The organism is Acidisoma sibiricum (assembly GCF_057837225.1).
Genome location: NZ_CM174445.1, coordinates 3542115 through 3557475, shown reverse-complemented (window position 1 = coordinate 3557475; position 15361 = coordinate 3542115). Strand labels below are relative to the sequence as shown.

Below are 15361 nucleotides of genomic sequence, written 5' to 3'. Positions count from 1 at the left end.
AATATATATGCGTAATATGTACGTGAAATATCCTATCGCACAGCTCAATCTGCGTCTATGCCTGGGCTTGAGATGAGGAGAGTTGCTATGGGCGGCGCCGCACGACAGATCCATCTTGCCGGTTTTCTGATCGCGGGACCCGTGGTCCACAGCCATGCCGTGTGGCGCCACCCCCGCACGACACGGCGCTTCACCGACCCGCTTCTCTATACCGAGGTGGCCCAGATCCTGGAGCAGGGGCTGTTCGACTTCCTGTTCTTTGCCGACCGCCTGGCGGTTTCTGACCAGGCCGATGGCAGCCGCGAGATCGCCTTCCGCTACGGCAGCCAGGATGCCGCCCGGCTGGACCCGCTGCCGATCGTCTCCTACCTCGCGGCCACTACGCGCCATATTGGCCTCGGAGTTACCCGCTCCACTACCTATTACCAGCCGAACCATATCGTCCGCAGCTTCACGACGCTGGATCATTTAAGCGGCGGACGCGGGGCCTGGAACGTCGTCACCTCGATGAATGACAGCGAGGGCCGCATCTTCGGCCATGACCGTCATATGGAGCATGACCTGCGCTATGATCGCGCGGACGAGTTCCTGGAGGTCGCTTTCAAACTCTGGCGCAGCTGGGAGCCGGATGCGCTGGTGCATGACAAGGAAGCCGGCTTCTTCGTCGATCCTGCGAAAATCCACCCGGTCGCGCATCGCGGCGAGTTCTTTGCGGTCGAAGGCCCGATGAATATGCCGCCGGGACCCGCCGGCCATCCCGTCATCATCCAGGCCGGCGCTTCGGGGCGCGGCCGCCGCTTCGGCGCGCGCTGGGCGGAGGCGATTTTTGCGATCAACCGCAGCATCGATGAGGGGATCGCCTTCCGGGCCGATGTCAGCCGGCTGGCGGTAGCGCAGGGGCGTGCTGCCGATAGCGTCCGCATTCTGACCGCCGTCATGCCCTTCATCGGCCGCACCGAGGCCGAGGCGCGCCGCCTGCGGGACGAGCATAATGCGCTGGCCCGGCCGGAGCTTGGCATCGTCACGCTGTCCAGCCAGCTGAATTTCGACTTCGCGAAATATGACCTGGCAACCCCTGTTGCGGAGCTGGTGGCCGATCACGCTCTGCCCCCAGCAGTCCGGGAGAAGCTTCTGTCTCTGGGCGGGGAGGGGGCGACGCTTGACAGTCTCGGCCGGTCCTGGGCGGCCAGCATCAGGGTGCCTCAGATAGCGGGCACCGGAGTCCAGATCGCGCAAACCCTGGCCTCCTGGTTCGAGGCCGGGGCCTGCGACGGCTTCGTCATCAGCCCAGCCTATCTGCCGGGCAGTTTTGCCGAGTTTCGCGACGAGGTGGTCCCCGAATTGCAGCGTCTTGGCCTCTATCGCCGGCGCTACACCGGCTCAACCTTGCGTCATCACCTGCGGGAGGATGACCAGGCGGCTGAGACCGTTCGAGCCTCTGCCTGACTGCGTTCAATCAAAAAACGGGGAAGAATTATGCCGGACACACAGAGCGTCAGCCCAGCCAACTCGGACGCGGAACGCCGGGCGCGCTGGCGGCCGGAGACGGTGGCGTTGCATGGCGGCAGCTACCGGGCCGATCCCACGACCGGGGCGGTCGCGGTGCCGATCTATCAGACGACTTCGTACCAGTTTCAGGATAGCGGCCACGCTGCGCGGCTGTTCGCGCTGGAGGAGCTGGGAAACATCTATACCCGTATCGGAAACCCAACCCAGGACGCGCTGGAGCAGCGCCTGGCAGCGCTGGAAGGTGGCGTCGCGGCCCTGGCCTTGTCCTCGGGCCAGTCAGCCTCGGCCTTTTCGATTCTCAACATTGCCGAAGCCGGCGACAATATCGTCAGTTCGACCGATCTGTATGGCGGCACCTGGGCGCTGTTTGCCAACACTCTGCGGCGGCTGGGGATTGAGGTGCGGTTCGTAGATCCCGCCGACCCCGAGGCTTTTGCTCGCGCAACGGACAGCCGGACGCGTGCCTACTATGCCGAGACCTTGCCCAATCCGAAGCTGGAAGTCTTCCCGATTGCGGAAGTCGCGGCCATCGGCAGGCAGTTCGGCATTCCGCTGATCGTTGACAATACTGCGGCCCCGCTGACGGTGCGGCCGTTCGATCATGGCGCCGCTATCGTTGTCTATTCCACCACAAAATATATCGGTGGCCATGGCACGTCCATCGGCGGCGCCATCATCGATGGTGGCAACTTCCCATGGGAACAGCACAAGAGCCGCTTCCCGCTGCTGTCTGAGCCCGACCCCGGTTATCATGGTGCGGTCTGGATTGAAGCCGCAAAGCCGCTGGGCCCCATCGCCTATGTGCTGCGCGCGCGCGTGGTGCTGCTGCGGGACCTGGGTGCCGCCGTGTCCCCCTTCAATGCCTTTCAGTTCATCCAGGGGATCGAGACGCTGCCGCTGCGCATTCGCCAGCATAACAGTTCTGCGAAGATCGTTGCTGAGTTTCTCAAGCATCATGACAAGGTCAAGCACGTCATCCATCCCAGCCAGCAGGCGGGCGAGGCACGCCGGCGGGCCGAACGCTATTTGCGGCCGGAATTCGGCGAAGGGGCTCTGGTCGGCTTTGAACTGTCAGGTGGCGCCGAGGCCGGGAAGCGCTTTATAGACGCGCTTCAGCTTTTCTACCACGTGGCCAATATCGGCGATGCGCGCAGCCTTGCGATCCATCCGGCGACGACCACGCATTCGCAATTGACCGCTGAGGAACAGGCGAAGACCGGCGTGACGCCTGGCTATATCCGTCTGTCAATTGGATTGGAGCATCCCGAGGATATTCTGGACGATCTTCGCCAGGCTTTGACGCAAGCCTGAAGCGATCAGGCGGCTGCCAGTGTGCGGCAGGCAGCCGCCGTTCGGTGATCGACGCTGCGGCAGGTCAGGAAAACAGGGGCAGGCTTGGACCCTGGTCTGGCCTGCGCGGGCCAGCGGCCGGCGCTGGAGAGGGGGCGTCGGGCGTGACAGGATCGGCGAGCGCCGCATCATTTTGGTTCGCGCTGTTCACGCGCAGGGATACTGGCCATGCCCGCAGCGTGCCAGCCGGCGTTGGCCGTAACAGTGTCGCTGGATCGCGGTCTTCCTCTCCCAGCCAAAGCGGCCAGTCGGCTGGTTCCAGTACCAGCGGCATGCGTTCGTGCAGGCTCGCGATATCGGCGCTGGCCGGTGTCGTGACGATCACGAAACTTCGGATGATGGTACCGTCCGCGCCGCGCCAGCCTTCCCATAAACCGCCAAAGACGAGCGGCGCATCATCGGCGCGCGCCACCGCATAGGGCTGCTTCCCGTTGGTCCCGGTATGCCATTCGTAGAATAGCGTGGCAGGGACCAGACAGCGGCGCCCGCCCCGATAGGTGCGGCCGAAGAGCGGCGAAGTGGCAAGGGTTTCGGATCGCGCATTGATCGGCCGGGGTGCGCCCCGCAACTCTCTGGCGAAATGGGGAAGAAATCCCCAGTTTAAGGCATCGGCGCGGCGCGCCCCGGTCTCTGGATGGCGGCGGACGATCAGCGCATCCTGGCGCGGGGTGACGTTCCAGGATGGCGCCAAACCGGGAAGGCCGCCCAGCACGGCAAAGAGCGCTTCGATCTGCTCAGGCGGCAGGGTGGAGGCGAAACGGCCGCACATCTGGCTAGTATGACGCGGCGTGAGGCCGGCACGCAGGCATTTTACCGCTTCTTGCGCTTGAAGAGTTTGATGATGCGGATGCCAAAGCGCGTCAGCGCCGGCATTGTCGTCGGCCGCACCAGCCGCGCGTCATAGCCCGAAAAGCGGCGGTCATTCTCGGCCAGACAGACCTCCATCAGGTCGACCAGCTCGATATCGACATCGCTGACCGCCTTGGCGCCATTGACGGTGAAATTATTGTCCTGCGCGCGTTCCTTACCGTCACCATCCATGCTGCGGGCAAGGCCGATGCGCTCATAGCCAAGGAACACCCAGACCGCCCAGACGCGCAGTTCAAACCAGATGCGCTTGTACCAGGGCAGGCGCGCCCGGTGCCAGGCCAGCCAATTCGCAAATAGCAGAATATGCCGGCACTCTTCCTGAATCACCGGCTCGAAGGTCTCGATCAATTCCGGCGGGAAAAAGCCGGACCGCTTGGCCGTCTCGAACAGCCCAAAGGCGAAGAAACTGTCGACGCATTCGCTGAAGCCGGTGACGAGATAGGCCCATTCCGTATCGCGGGGCTTGATATAGGCCGGCTCGACCGCGAGCGGAATGTCATAGGCCGCCACGAGCTTCGACAGCACCTCTTTATGGCGGTTCTCTTCCCAGGCGTTGAGAGCCAAGGCCATCCGCATGTCCGGGTCGCGCAGATCACCCGCATAGGCGGCCATGCGCAGGCGGGCCTTGCCTTCAGTCTCCACCGCGATGTCCCAGATGGGCAGGGAGGTGATGCGGTGCAGCGTCTCGGGGTCCAGCTTCGGCCAGGGAATGACCGAGGGGCGATAGGGATTGAAGGTCTCCGCGAACATGCGGTGGACCTCAGCCTTATGTTCGTCCGATCCGGGGCGGAGCGGACCCTGATGCCGGCTGGTCCAGTGGCGGGAGATGCGGTCGGCCCTGTCCATCGCGTCCTGCGGGCGTTCGGTCGGCAGCACAGGTGGCACGAATCCCGGCACATGAGATTCGGTGAAAAAATCATCCACGACAGCGCTCATCGTCCCTGACCTCTTGCATGCAGACCCGCCGCTGACCGTTGGGTCAGCGACACTATAGCCGCGTGCGGCGGCGGCGCCAACGCAGTGCGTCGGGGCATGACACGGCAATAAAACGCCGCGCGGGCCATGCTGCAGGATCAGCATAGCCGCGAAACGTTCTTGTGATTTTAGGAGAACCGCCTGATAGTCAGCCTGTCCGAGATTTCGCAAAGACGAAATCATCGGAAGCCGTTGGTGCCCAGAAGAAGACTCGAACTTCCACGACCTTGCGGCCACAGGTACCTGAAACCTGCGCGTCTACCAATTCCGCCATCTGGGCAATCCTGCGGTGACGCGGGGTGTAACCATCCTGTCGCTTCGCGTCAACAGGCCCCGATCACGAGACCGCGTTCAAAGCCGTGCTTGATCTTGAGGGCTGCTCTGCTGACCCGTAATGCTGTCATAACTCAACGATAGGCACAGGGAAAAACGCGATGCAGGTCGAAGGACGCAGGATTGCGACTGTTTTTGGAGGCGCGGGTTTCATTGGCCGCTACCTGGTGCCGCATTTGCTGCGTCAGGGATTTACGGTGCGGATCGCGGGGCGCGACACGGAAAAGGCATCGCGTCTCAAGCTCATGGGCAATCCGGGTGAGGTCGTGCCGCTGTATGCCCCGCTGTCGGATGCGAGCGCCGTCGCCCGCGCCATTCAGGGGGCGGAGGTCGTGGTCAATCTCGTCGGTATCCTGGCGGAGCAGAGATCGGGCGATTTCGTCCGTGCCCATGGCACCGGTCCGCGCATCATTGCGGACGAAGCCTCCCGCGCCGGGGTGAAGCATCTGGTTCATATCTCGGCCATCGGTGCCTCCGGCACCAGCAAAAGCGGCTACGGCCGCAGCAAGGCGGCCGGCGAGGCCGCGGTCTCCGCCGGCTTCCCGGATGCGGTGATTCTGCGCCCTTCGATCGTCTTCGGGGCCGAGGATCAGTTCTTCAACCGCTTCGGTGCCATGGCCCGCATCTCGCCTTTTCTGCCCGTGATCTCAGGGCGGACGCGGTTTCAGCCCGTCTATGTGGGCGATGTCGCTGACGCCATCATGGCGGCACTTGCCCTGCCGCCTGAGGCGCCGCGTCTATATGAGCTTGGCGGACCCCAGGTCCTGAGTTTCCGGGAGATTCTGGCGTATATCGTGAAAGAGACGGGGCTCAAGCGGCCGCTTGTTACCATCCCACCCGCTGTCGCGCGTATCCAGGCGGCGGTTCTGGAGCGGCTGCCCGGCAAGCTGTTCACCACGGATCAGCTGGAGATGCTGGCGACCGATAATGTGGTGAGCGGATTGGTGCCGGGCTTGCCAGCGCTCGGCATCACGCCGCGCCCGATCGATCTTGTGGTGCCGGCCTACCTCTCCCGCTATGGCGGCTTGCGCCCAAATTCGTGAACGGAAATGCCAGGGCGCCCCGCTCGCAAGCGGCGGCGTCTCCGCTTGCGAAAGCGCGGCGCGGCACAACATTCCCGCCCAGCTGATTATCTCGGCGAGGTTCCGCTTCCCGTTACCTCGCCATTCATTTGGGAGGTTGCCGTGAAGGTTATTTCGCTTCGTGCCGTCGTCCTCAGTCTGGCGTTCGGGTCGACCGCTCTCTCTCTCTCGGCCTGCGGTCATTCACCGCTGACCCGCGCCCTCACGGGCGGCGCTATCGGTGCCGGTGCCGGTGCGGCCGTGGGTGCCGCGACCGGCGGTAATGCCGGCACCGGCGCGCTGGTCGGCGGCGGTATCGGCGCGGCGGGCGGCGCGTTGACCGCACCCTAAGCCCTGTTGCGTATCCCTGTTGTGCGCGGCACGGCTTCTGATCGCGCACAACACGGGATGCGGCAGGTCTGATCTCGGCTTTTCAAGCGTCCATCACGGCGGCCGCTATGCCAGAGAAGGACAATGTCTGTTCCCGTCTGGCTTCCCGCCCTTCTCGGTTTTCTGACCGCCGTCGGGTCGATTTCAATCGACATGTATCTGCCCGCCTTTCCGCAGATTGCACGGGAACTGGGCGGCGTGCGCGGTGGCGCGCAAATCACGCTTGCGACCTTCTTCGTGGGCCTGGCGCTCGGTCAGCTGATCCTGGGGCCGCTGGCCGACCGGGTCGGCCGCAAGGCGCCGCTTGTGGTCGGCATGTCGATCTATACGCTGGCGACCATCGGTTGTGCGCTCTCCACCAGCCTCGTCACCTTTTCCATATTCCGTTTTTTGGCGGCGCTCGGCGGCGCGTCGAGCATGGTGGTGCCGCGCGCCGTGGTGCGTGATCTGTCCAATGGACCGAGCGCGGCGCGGATGATGGCGCAGCTCATGCTCGTCATGGGCGTCTCTCCCATATTGGCACCCGCACTGGGCGGCTTCGTGCTGAACTGGGCTGGCTGGCGCGCCATTTTCTGGGTCCAGGCGGTCTATGGCATCATCAATCTCTCGCTTGTCGTCTTCCTCCTGCCGGATACGCTGCCGCCTGAGATGCGGGTCCGGCACGGTCTGATCAGCGTCTTCCAGCGCTATGTGCAGGTGGCGCGTGACCGCAACTTTTTGCCGGCGGCACTCGTCGTCGCCTTCGCGAGCGCCACGCTCTTCTCCTATCTCGGCGGTTCGCCGCTGGTGTTTGAGAGTGGCTTTCACGTCAGCCCGGTGGTCTATGGCTGCATTTTCGGCCTGAACGGCTTCGGTCTGATCATGGCCAGCCAGTTCAACGGACGGCTCTTCGCCACCCGCTTTGGCATCGACCGCACCTTGTCCTTGGCCGTCCTGATCATGCTGGGCGGCACGGTTTATCTCACCATCATCTCCCTGCTGGGTCTGGCCGGGCTGGTGCCTACGCTGATCGGGCTATTCGTCTGCATCGCCTCGCTGGGCTGCATCTTTCCCAATGGCACGGTCGCGGTGATGTCGCGGCAGCACCAGAATGCCGGCGTCGCTTCGGCGCTGACCGGCACGCTGCAATTCTCGATCGGTGCGGTCAGCGGCATGATCGTGGGTGAGCTAAGCGATTCCTCGCCCCGCGCCATGGCGCTGTGCATGCTGGCGGGCGCGATCTGCATGGTGGGCTTCAACCGCCTGCGGCCGAAGGCCGCGGCGGGCGCCAAGACCTGAAGCGCCCGCCGTACCGGTCAGAGAAAGATACCGCCCGAAACCTCAATCCGCTGGCCATTGATCCAGCGATTATCCTCCGAGAGCAGCGAGGCGATCATCGGCCCGATATCGTCCGGCAGTCCGGCGCGGCCCAGCGCGGTGCCCTGGGCAACCATCCGGTTGTAATCGGGATTGTCGCGCACCGCGCCGCCGCCGAAATCGGTTTCGATGGCGCCGGGGGCCACCGTATTGACGGCAATGCCGCGCGCGCCCAGCTCCTTCGCGAGATAGCGGGTCAGAACCTCGATGCCGCCCTTCATCATGGCATAGGCGGAATAGCCCGGCAGGCTGAAGCGGGCGAGGCCGCTGGAAAGGTTCACAATGCGCCCGCCATCGGCGATCAGTGGCAGCAGCTTCTGCGTGAGAAAGAAGACGCCTTTGAGGTGGATATTGGCGAGCTGGTCGAACTCCGCCTCGGTCACCTCGGCGAAGGGGCGATGGATACCGATGCCCGCGTTGTTGACCAGGAATTGGAAGCGATCGGTATTCCAGGTGTCACGCAGAGTCTGTGACAGACGCTCGGCGAAGGCGCCGAAAGTGCCGGCAGCACCGGTATCGAGCTGCAGGGCCACGGCGCGGCGGCCAAGCGCCTCGATCTGCCGCACCGCGCTGTCCGCCTCATCGGCGCGGGAATGATAGGTGAGGATGACATCCACGCCGCGGCGGGCGAGATGAAGCGCGGTATTGCGGCCGAGGCCGCGGCTGCCGCCGGTAATGAGGGCGATTTGGGTCATGACACGTCTCCTGAACAAGGGGTGAGGATGATGTAGCCCAGCGCGGCCGGTCCCGGTTGCCTGAAGGACCCGATTTCTTGCCTAATCCTCCGAACGTCCTGACGGCAGAGGTTGTGATGTGCTAGAGGATTGTGGGCAGGAGAGTATCTTATGAGCGATGCCGTCAGATGTGCCATCATGCGATATGCCCAGATATATGCTGATGCGGAGGGTCTGGCGCAGACCCCCATCGCCGGGCTCTCGCTGATGCGGCAGGACGCACCCGGCCGGATAACCCATGATGTCTACCGGCCGTTGATTTGCATTGTTCTCCAGGGTGCCAAGCAGGTCATGGCCGGCGACCGGGTGGCGGATTTCGCCGCCGGTCAATCTCTTCTGGTCAATATCGATATCCCGGCGATCGGGCGCATTACCCAGGCGACCCGGCTGGCGCCCTATCTGGCCATCGCCTTTGAGCTGGATATGGCGGTGATCCGAAGTCTGCTGGAGGAAACGGGGTCCCAGCCAGCGGCCGAGCCCGCACAGCAGGCCCCGCTTTTTGTGCAGGAAACGGATGACGGCGTGCTGGACTGCGTGACGCGCCTGGTGCGGCTGGTAGACCTGCCTTCGGCCGCCGCCGTGCTGAGGGATGCGACCGTGCGTGAGCTGCATTATTGGCTGCTGATGGGCCAGCACGGTGACGTGTTGCGTCGCCTTGCCCCCGCCGATAGCCACGCCCAGCGCATCGCGCGCGCCATCGCTGTGCTGCGCGCGGAGTTCAATCAGCCCTTGCGGGTGGAACGGCTGGCCGAAGCCGCGGGCATGAGCCTTTCATCCTTCCATCAGCATTTCAAGACGCTGACCGCCATCTCGCCCCTGCAGTTCCAGAAGCAGATCCGCCTTCTGGAGGCGCGTCGTCTGATGCGCGCGGAGGCCAAAACGGCAGCGCAGGCGGCCTTCGACGTCGGGTATGAGAGCGCATCCCAGTTCACCCGCGAGTATGGGCGCATGTTCGGCGCGTCGCCCAGGCGGGATGTTTTGGAACGGCGCGCGGCGGCATAAGGAGGGTTGGATGAGGGCGATGATAGGCGGCTGCCTTTGCGGTGCCATTCGCTATAAGCTGACGGAGCCACCCTCTAGCAGCGGCTTGTGTCATTGCGAGACCTGCCGCAGGACAGCCTCGGCGCCGTCCTTGCCCTATGCCGGCGTTTCTTTCGCAGCCTTCGCCGTGACCAAGGGCGACCCTGTCAGCTACCGCTCCTCGTCCCGTGTTGTGCGCACTTTCTGCGGTACCTGCGGCTCGCCGCTGACCTATTTCAACGAGGACAAGCCGGGGGCGATCGACATCATGACCGTCAGCCTGGACGATCCGCAGGCTTTTCCCCCGACCGAACATGTCTGGGTCTCCGAGAAGATCAGCTGGGAGGTTCTGGGCGACGGGCTGCCGGCTTACCCGACGGGGGAGCGGGAGGGGTAAGCGCTGCCACCCCTCCGCGTCAGCCGTGGTGATGGTGCGGCCTCCGGTTGATGCCCGCAACATGCCCATAGACGAAAGTCTGGCCGCCGATCAGCCGCGCCTCTCCCCCGATGGTGTCGAAGACCTTGGCACGAATGGCATAATTCGTGGCCTCGGGCGCCGCATAGGCAATATGGAAGAGGAGTGTTTCGTGGGCGGCGAGCGGCAGATCGGCGATGCCGATGCGGTGGTCCGGCAAGGCGTGCCAAGATTCATGCGGCCGCGCCGGGTCAGGACGGTGCAGCGGCCCCAGCGCGCTGCGCTCCAGCGTCTCCAGGGCTTTGCCGCGCGCCAAGATCACCAGCGGGCCTTGGAGCTCACGCAAGGGCTGGGCGGCCTCATCCAAAATCTCAAAGCTGATATTGAGGTGCAAGGGTGCCCGGCCGCGATTGGTGAGCGACACGCCAGGGGGCAGGCGAATGGCGGGGCCACCCGTGCCGCCGCCGCCAGGCTCGGTCGCGATGATATGGATATTGCGCCAGGCGATGCGCGCATTGTTGACGACATTGATGTTCAGATCAGAGGCTTCGGGAAAGCTCTGGCCCGCGAAGGCGAGGAGCGAGGAATCCGCGGGTGACGCGGAATCCGATGGTGTGTTCTCCGCATAATTGGCGTTGGGTGTCACCAGGCGGGCGAGCAGGCAGAAATGCCCATCCTGCACGCTGTATTGCGTCGGGTCAGGCGTCGTCCAAGGGACCGGGCCGATGATGACATGGCCGAAGCCAGGGATGGAGGGCACGGTTTGCAGCGCTGCTGGCACCGCAATGATATGCCCGACCGGCAGGCCGGCTTGCGGATCGGGCGGCGCATTGCCGTCCCAGGGCTGCGGCCAGTTCAGCGTGGCACTCGCCTTACCCCAGTAGAGGTGCAGCTGCTCCAGTCCCGCGGTTGCGCGCGGGCCGAAATTGTTCACCTGCACGTAGATGTAGCGCTCAATCCCGCCGAGCACGGTATCCGTGCCATCGGCGCCGAGGCCGATCTGCGGATCGGCATAGGGTACCGGCAAGACTGTCAGCCCCGGCGTATTTTCGATCGTCGCGACGATATTGGGGCTTTCCCAGGGGACATTGGGCGGGGTCGTGGCGGAAGGATCGGGTTCCAGCGCCGCCGTCGTGTCAGCCGCCGTGTCGCCGATATAGGCGCCCAGGCCGATCAGGGCGATGCCGCCATTGCCGCTCTGGCTTGTCACTGCATTGGAGAGGAGTTCGCTGCTGGTATCCGTGGGATCATTGGTGATCGCGGCCAGGGTGGCAAGGCTATAGGTGCGCACCCAGCCATTGCCCGGGTCGTTCGTCTCGTCATTCACATAGAGCAATCCAGCTGCTTTATCGATTTGCAGCCCCCCCAATTGCGGTCGCTGGGTGGAGCCGGCGGCGCTGGGATAATTCGGCAGCTGATAGATGAAATAATCGGTATTGGCAGTGAAGCTGTCGATGGACACCGAGGAATTGGGTTGTGTCGCCAGCAGCCCCTGAAGCTTCGCGATCAAGCTTCCGGTGATCTGCACCAGCGTCGTATTCGGTGTCGCAATCTGCTGCGCATTGTAGCCATCGTTATTATTGGCCACCCAGAGATTGGCCGCGGCGCTGTAACCGTCAAAATCCAGCCCCTCGGGGGAGGCGAAGAGCGCACTGACGGAGGCCGGAAAGCCGGCGGCGGTATTGGCGACGGCGAGGGGTGTGGCACCATTGGTCAAAGCGAGCCAGGTTGCGGGACCGGCGCCGGTCAGGCTGGCGGCCGCGAAGACAACCAGGCGGTTGTTGAGGTAATCATTCGCCCAAAGATTGCCCGCAGCATCGAAGACCAGGTTGGCGAAATAGGAGGTCTGGCCGGCAGTGCCGAGATTGATACCGGTGACGGCGCCGGTCGCGCTGCCGGCGTTTGGATAGCGATAGAGGCTGTTGTTCGGGTAGTTCGGTCCGACGGCAGCGTAAAGGTCCGTGCCGGAAACATCCAGCACAAGGCCCACGTAATCGTTCGCATTCGCATCGATAGCATGCTGATCAATCACAACGGCATGGCTTTTTGCCGTGCCTGGATCGCCGAGATAATTTGGAAGCTTGACGATGCCAGCGGCGTCGCCGGAGACCGCGACATAAAGGTCAGCCCCGTTAAGCGCGACGACATTGGGTGAGCCAGCTGCGTTATTGAAGAGGGGCGAGAGAACCGTCTGGTCGACGGTGAAGTTCGGGTTCAGCACGGGCTGGCCGAGCGGCGATGTCTGCGTGCCAGGCGTGTAGAAGACCACGTCCTGACTGTCCCAGCGCGGCACGATCAGCGGCTTGGTCAAGTTCGCGGCCATGACACTGTCTTTCTGAGTTTCTTATTCTCTGAGGCGATGGGTGAGGCGCGTTTTTATCTTCGGCGCGCAAATCTGCCTGCGCCGAGCGCGGAGATCGATTCCACGAATATAAGGAAATTGCAACGAATTCTTTGCGGAAGATAATGCATAAAAATATCGTGGGCAAATCATTATATTGATGATTCAACGCTATGGGTTGTGCGCCTGGTGCCGGATCAGCCGCGCTCTCTCTTCCGCAGCGGTCGGCCGCGCATGAAGGTGATCGACAGATAGGCGCCGATCCACGAGCCAGCGGCCGCAAACAGAACGTATATCCAGTTCTGGGTGTAGCTGATCACGGCGAAGGCCGAGAGCAGATACCAGAGGCTGCTCCAGGTCGCCGCCGGCACCCGCTTGCGATCGGCGACGGCGGCGGTGAAACGGACATAAACCGCGTCCGTCCCGGCCGTTGCCACCAGCACGCCGAGCGCCGTCAGGGGATCGACATGCAGATGAAACATGTCGCAAGTTTCCGTTCTTTTTTGGAAAAAAGAACTAAAAAACTTCCAGCCATCAGGCCGCCTGGGGGCGGATGTCCTTGATGTCGCGGAAGATCAGCGTCTCGTAATTCTCAATCGCGCGCTTCAGCATGAAGGCGGAGGAGGCGAGGAAGACCGGATCGCCGTCCACGTCATCGGCCATCGATGTGCGCTGGGTGGCGATGAACTTCTCGAGCGTCAGCTTGTCGCCGGATACCCAGCGCGCGAGCGAATAGGGGACGCCCTCGAAGGTGATCGGGGTGCCGTATTCGCCGGCGAGGCGCGCCTGCAGCACGTCCAGCTGCAGGGTGCCGACGACGCCGACGATGGGCGGCGAGCCGTCCTGCGGGCGGAAGAGCTGCACCACGCCTTCCTCCGCCAGTTCCTGCAGCGCCGTGCGCAGCTTCTTGGCCTTCATGGCATCCGACAGATGCACGCGGCGCAGGATTTCCGGGGCGAAATAGGGGACGCCGGTGAAGTTCAGCATCTCATCCGAGGTGAGCGTATCGCCGATGCGCAGCGTACCGTGGTTGGGGATGCCGACCACGTCGCCGGCGAAAGCCTCTTCCGCGAGCTGGCGGTCGCGGGCGAAGAAGAATTGCGGCGCATGCATGGGGATGATCTTGCCGGTGCGCACCTGCTTGACGCGCATGCCGCGCGTGAGGCGCCCCGAACAGACGCGGGCGAAGGCGATGCGATCCCGATGGTTGGGGTCCATATTCGCCTGGATCTTGAAGACCAGCGCTGTCAGATCCGGCTCGGCGGCATCGACGATGCGCGTATCGGCGGGCTGGGCCCGCGGTTTGGGTCCGAAATCGGCCAGCGCGTCGAGCAGATCGGTGACGCCGATATCCTTGATCGCCGAGCCGAAGAAGGTCGGGGTCAGGTGGCCCGCCATGAAGCTTTCGACATCGAATTCCGGCAGGGCGGCACGCACCAGGTCCAGTTCCTCGCCGACCTGGATCATGCGCGGGTCAGACTGGGACAGCTCGGATGTCAGCCGGTACTCGCGGCGGCGAAGATCGTACGTGCCGGCGAATTCCGAGGCGCGGCCCACGGGCCAGGTGACGGGCGCGGTATCGAGCGCCAGCGCATTCCCGACCTCATCCAGCAGGGCGAAGGGGTCCTGCGCCTCACGGTCCATCTTGTTGATGAAGGTGATGATGGGGATGTCGCGCAGGCGGCAGATCTCAAACAGCTTGCGCGTGCGGTCCTCGATACCCTTGGCGGCGTCGATCACCATCACGGCGGAATCGACCGCCGTCAGTGTGCGATAGGTGTCTTCCGAGAAGTCTTCATGGCCCGGCGTGTCGAGCAGATTGAAGATGCAGCCGCCATATTCAAAGGTCATGACCGAGGTCACGACCGAAATGCCGCGGTCGCGTTCGATGCCCATCCAGTCCGAGCGCGTGCGCCGCCGCTCACCCTTGGCGCGGACATTGCCGGCCATCTGAATGGCGCCGCCCGCACGCAGCAGGCGTTCGGTCAGGGTGGTCTTACCCGCATCAGGGTGAGAGATGATGGCGAAGGTCCGCCGCCGGGCGATCTCGCCGGCAATGTCTACCGTCTGGCTCATGCGCGGCCTCTAGCAAGAACTGGGGGTGCGGGGAACTGGCAGTCGCGGACGGGCAGCGATGAACCGGGCTCAGTATAGGCGCTCAGCGCACCGGCAGCTGAAGCCCGATTTTCCGGCAACCGGCATCATCACCCACCGGCTCAGCCGTGCCCCAGTCGTTCTGGGGCAGATTGTCATAGTGGGCGGTGAAGGTCTCCTTGACCATGCGAAACCCGGTCGGGATGTCGGAATCGGGGTTCGCGAAGTCGATCACCCAGAGATAGTCATAGGTCTGGCTTGGCCAGTCACGCGGTGCATTGGCCAGGCGGTTAAGGTGGAAGAGTTCCCGCAGCGTGACCTGCTGCGCACCCTCCGGGGCTTCCAGGCGGCGGCGGGCGATGTGGTTGTGTTCCCAGACCATCATGACGGGTTTGCCCGTATAGGCAGGGTCGCCCATCACCATCTCCGCCGCGTGGCGCGTGGCCGTGTTCAGCTCCGCCTCGAAGATTGCCTTGCTGGACGTGGGCAGCACGGAATAGGTCGTCACCGGCAGTCTCCAGCTTGCCGCGACGGGGGAGGCCAGTTCCAGACTGTGCAGGGTGATGGCGATGATAGCGGCCGGCTTTACCCCTGGCGGAAAGAGGGATTGCGAGGCACCGCGGCCGAGAAACTGATGGGCGAGTGCTTCGGCCCTTTCCTGGCCCAAAGGGCAGAGTTGGAACTGATCGATCTTCTCCGGGTGGCGCAGGATGATGATCTGAGACGGATGCGCCTGGGCCTGTGGGACGGCCGCGCAGAGGCCCAGCAGCATCGCGAGGCTGCGGAAGGAAAGACGCATCGTTAACCCCGTGATCGAAGGTGGCGGACCTTGCCTGGGGTCCGCCCGCCCGGCAAGGCTGGTCCAAGATGGCCGGCGAATGGTAACCGGTGGATTGACTGAAGTAGGGACACC

At 63.7% G+C, this 15361-nt stretch carries 14 protein-coding genes and 1 tRNA gene; 7 read left to right on the top strand and 8 right to left on the bottom strand.

All coding sequences use genetic code 11. The annotated features are described in order from the left end of the window. Positions 1-87: 87 nt before the first annotated feature. Both AC3G7M_RS16930 and AC3G7M_RS16925 read left to right on the top strand, forming a co-directional pair. Positions 88-1446 carry an LLM class flavin-dependent oxidoreductase gene (locus tag AC3G7M_RS16930; protein WP_489213298.1) on the top strand — a complete coding sequence of 453 codons (1359 nt, stop codon included), beginning with the start codon at positions 88-90 and terminating at the stop codon, positions 1444-1446. A 30-nt stretch (positions 1447-1476) separates the two neighbouring features. After that, complete coding sequence (locus AC3G7M_RS16925; protein ID WP_489213297.1) at positions 1477-2820, top strand: O-acetylhomoserine aminocarboxypropyltransferase/cysteine synthase family protein; 1344 nt, start codon at positions 1477-1479, stop codon at positions 2818-2820. 64 nt (positions 2821-2884) lie between these two features. Here the strand turns inward: AC3G7M_RS16925 and AC3G7M_RS16920 are convergent, their stop codons facing one another. The 3 genes from AC3G7M_RS16920 to AC3G7M_RS16910 form a co-directional block, all read right to left on the bottom strand. Continuing rightward, positions 2885-3628 (bottom strand): SOS response-associated peptidase, encoded by a 744-nt coding sequence (locus AC3G7M_RS16920; protein ID WP_489213296.1) that lies wholly within the window; start codon positions 3626-3628, stop codon positions 2885-2887. 41 nt (positions 3629-3669) lie between these two features. Beyond that, entirely contained in the window at positions 3670-4665 is a 996-nt protein-coding gene (locus tag AC3G7M_RS16915) for a ferritin-like domain-containing protein (RefSeq protein ID WP_489213295.1), read from the bottom strand. A gap of 232 nt (positions 4666-4897) precedes the next feature. Then, a tRNA-Leu gene (locus tag AC3G7M_RS16910) sits at positions 4898-4984 on the bottom strand. A gap of 154 nt (positions 4985-5138) precedes the next feature. On the opposite strand from AC3G7M_RS16910, the gene AC3G7M_RS16905 reads away from it, so the two are divergent. The 3 genes from AC3G7M_RS16905 (at position 5139) to AC3G7M_RS16895 (ending at position 7766) form a co-directional block, all read left to right on the top strand. Further along, a complete protein-coding gene (locus AC3G7M_RS16905; protein WP_489213294.1) occupies positions 5139-6080 on the top strand; it encodes a complex I NDUFA9 subunit family protein in 942 nt (313 codons plus the stop codon). 141 nt (positions 6081-6221) lie between these two features. After that, positions 6222-6449: a YMGG-like glycine zipper-containing protein gene (locus tag AC3G7M_RS16900; RefSeq protein WP_489213293.1), complete on the top strand. Its 228-nt coding sequence runs from the start codon at positions 6222-6224 to the stop codon at positions 6447-6449. Positions 6450-6572: 123 nt separating this feature from the next. After that, a complete protein-coding gene (locus tag AC3G7M_RS16895) occupies positions 6573-7766 on the top strand; it encodes a multidrug effflux MFS transporter (RefSeq protein WP_489213292.1) in 1194 nt (397 codons plus the stop codon). Between the two features lie 17 nt (positions 7767-7783). Here AC3G7M_RS16895 and AC3G7M_RS16890 read toward each other — a convergent pair whose 3' ends face one another. Continuing rightward, positions 7784-8539 (bottom strand): SDR family NAD(P)-dependent oxidoreductase, encoded by a 756-nt coding sequence (locus tag AC3G7M_RS16890; RefSeq protein WP_489213291.1) that lies wholly within the window; start codon positions 8537-8539, stop codon positions 7784-7786. Between the two features lie 150 nt (positions 8540-8689). Here AC3G7M_RS16890 and AC3G7M_RS16885 point away from each other — a divergent pair, with 150 nt between their 5' ends. Both AC3G7M_RS16885 and AC3G7M_RS16880 read left to right on the top strand, forming a co-directional pair. Continuing rightward, entirely contained in the window at positions 8690-9580 is an 891-nt protein-coding gene (locus AC3G7M_RS16885) for an AraC family transcriptional regulator (protein WP_489213290.1), read from the top strand. A gap of 10 nt (positions 9581-9590) precedes the next feature. Further along, the gene (locus AC3G7M_RS16880; RefSeq protein WP_489213289.1) at positions 9591-9995 is read left to right on the top strand and encodes a GFA family protein; all 405 of its coding nucleotides are present in this window, start codon (positions 9591-9593) and stop codon (positions 9993-9995) included. A 19-nt stretch (positions 9996-10014) separates the two neighbouring features. Here AC3G7M_RS16880 and AC3G7M_RS16875 read toward each other — a convergent pair whose 3' ends face one another. The 4 genes from AC3G7M_RS16875 to AC3G7M_RS16860 form a co-directional block, all read right to left on the bottom strand. Continuing rightward, entirely contained in the window at positions 10015-12336 is a 2322-nt protein-coding gene (locus AC3G7M_RS16875) for an NHL repeat-containing protein (RefSeq protein ID WP_489213288.1), read from the bottom strand. Between the two features lie 215 nt (positions 12337-12551). Continuing rightward, positions 12552-12836 (bottom strand): hypothetical protein, encoded by a 285-nt coding sequence (locus AC3G7M_RS16870; protein ID WP_489213287.1) that lies wholly within the window; start codon positions 12834-12836, stop codon positions 12552-12554. Between the two features lie 52 nt (positions 12837-12888). Further along, positions 12889-14430 (bottom strand): peptide chain release factor 3, encoded by a 1542-nt coding sequence (gene prfC, locus AC3G7M_RS16865; RefSeq protein ID WP_489213286.1) that lies wholly within the window; start codon positions 14428-14430, stop codon positions 12889-12891. An 82-nt stretch (positions 14431-14512) separates the two neighbouring features. After that, a complete protein-coding gene (locus tag AC3G7M_RS16860; RefSeq protein WP_489213285.1) occupies positions 14513-15247 on the bottom strand; it encodes a hypothetical protein in 735 nt (244 codons plus the stop codon). Positions 15248-15361 lie beyond the last annotated feature (114 nt).

Coding starts and splice junctions, on each gene's coding strand:
- AC3G7M_RS16890 (WP_489213291.1), bottom strand. CDS start 8,539: ATGACCCAAATCGCCCTCATTACCGGCGGCAGCCGCGGCCTCGGCCGC.
- AC3G7M_RS16905 (WP_489213294.1), top strand. CDS start 5,139: ATGCAGGTCGAAGGACGCAGGATTGCGACTGTTTTTGGAGGCGCGGGT.
- AC3G7M_RS16915 (WP_489213295.1), bottom strand. CDS start 4,665: ATGAGCGCTGTCGTGGATGATTTTTTCACCGAATCTCATGTGCCGGGA.
- AC3G7M_RS16895 (WP_489213292.1), top strand. CDS start 6,573: ATGTCTGTTCCCGTCTGGCTTCCCGCCCTTCTCGGTTTTCTGACCGCC.
- AC3G7M_RS16870 (WP_489213287.1), bottom strand. CDS start 12,836: ATGTTTCATCTGCATGTCGATCCCCTGACGGCGCTCGGCGTGCTGGTG.
- AC3G7M_RS16920 (WP_489213296.1), bottom strand. CDS start 3,628: ATGTGCGGCCGTTTCGCCTCCACCCTGCCGCCTGAGCAGATCGAAGCG.
- AC3G7M_RS16930 (WP_489213298.1), top strand. CDS start 88: ATGGGCGGCGCCGCACGACAGATCCATCTTGCCGGTTTTCTGATCGCG.
- AC3G7M_RS16860 (WP_489213285.1), bottom strand. CDS start 15,247: ATGCGTCTTTCCTTCCGCAGCCTCGCGATGCTGCTGGGCCTCTGCGCG.
- prfC (WP_489213286.1), bottom strand. CDS start 14,430: ATGAGCCAGACGGTAGACATTGCCGGCGAGATCGCCCGGCGGCGGACC.
- AC3G7M_RS16885 (WP_489213290.1), top strand. CDS start 8,690: ATGAGCGATGCCGTCAGATGTGCCATCATGCGATATGCCCAGATATAT.
- AC3G7M_RS16880 (WP_489213289.1), top strand. CDS start 9,591: ATGAGGGCGATGATAGGCGGCTGCCTTTGCGGTGCCATTCGCTATAAG.
- AC3G7M_RS16875 (WP_489213288.1), bottom strand. CDS start 12,336: ATGGCCGCGAACTTGACCAAGCCGCTGATCGTGCCGCGCTGGGACAGT.
- AC3G7M_RS16925 (WP_489213297.1), top strand. CDS start 1,477: ATGCCGGACACACAGAGCGTCAGCCCAGCCAACTCGGACGCGGAACGC.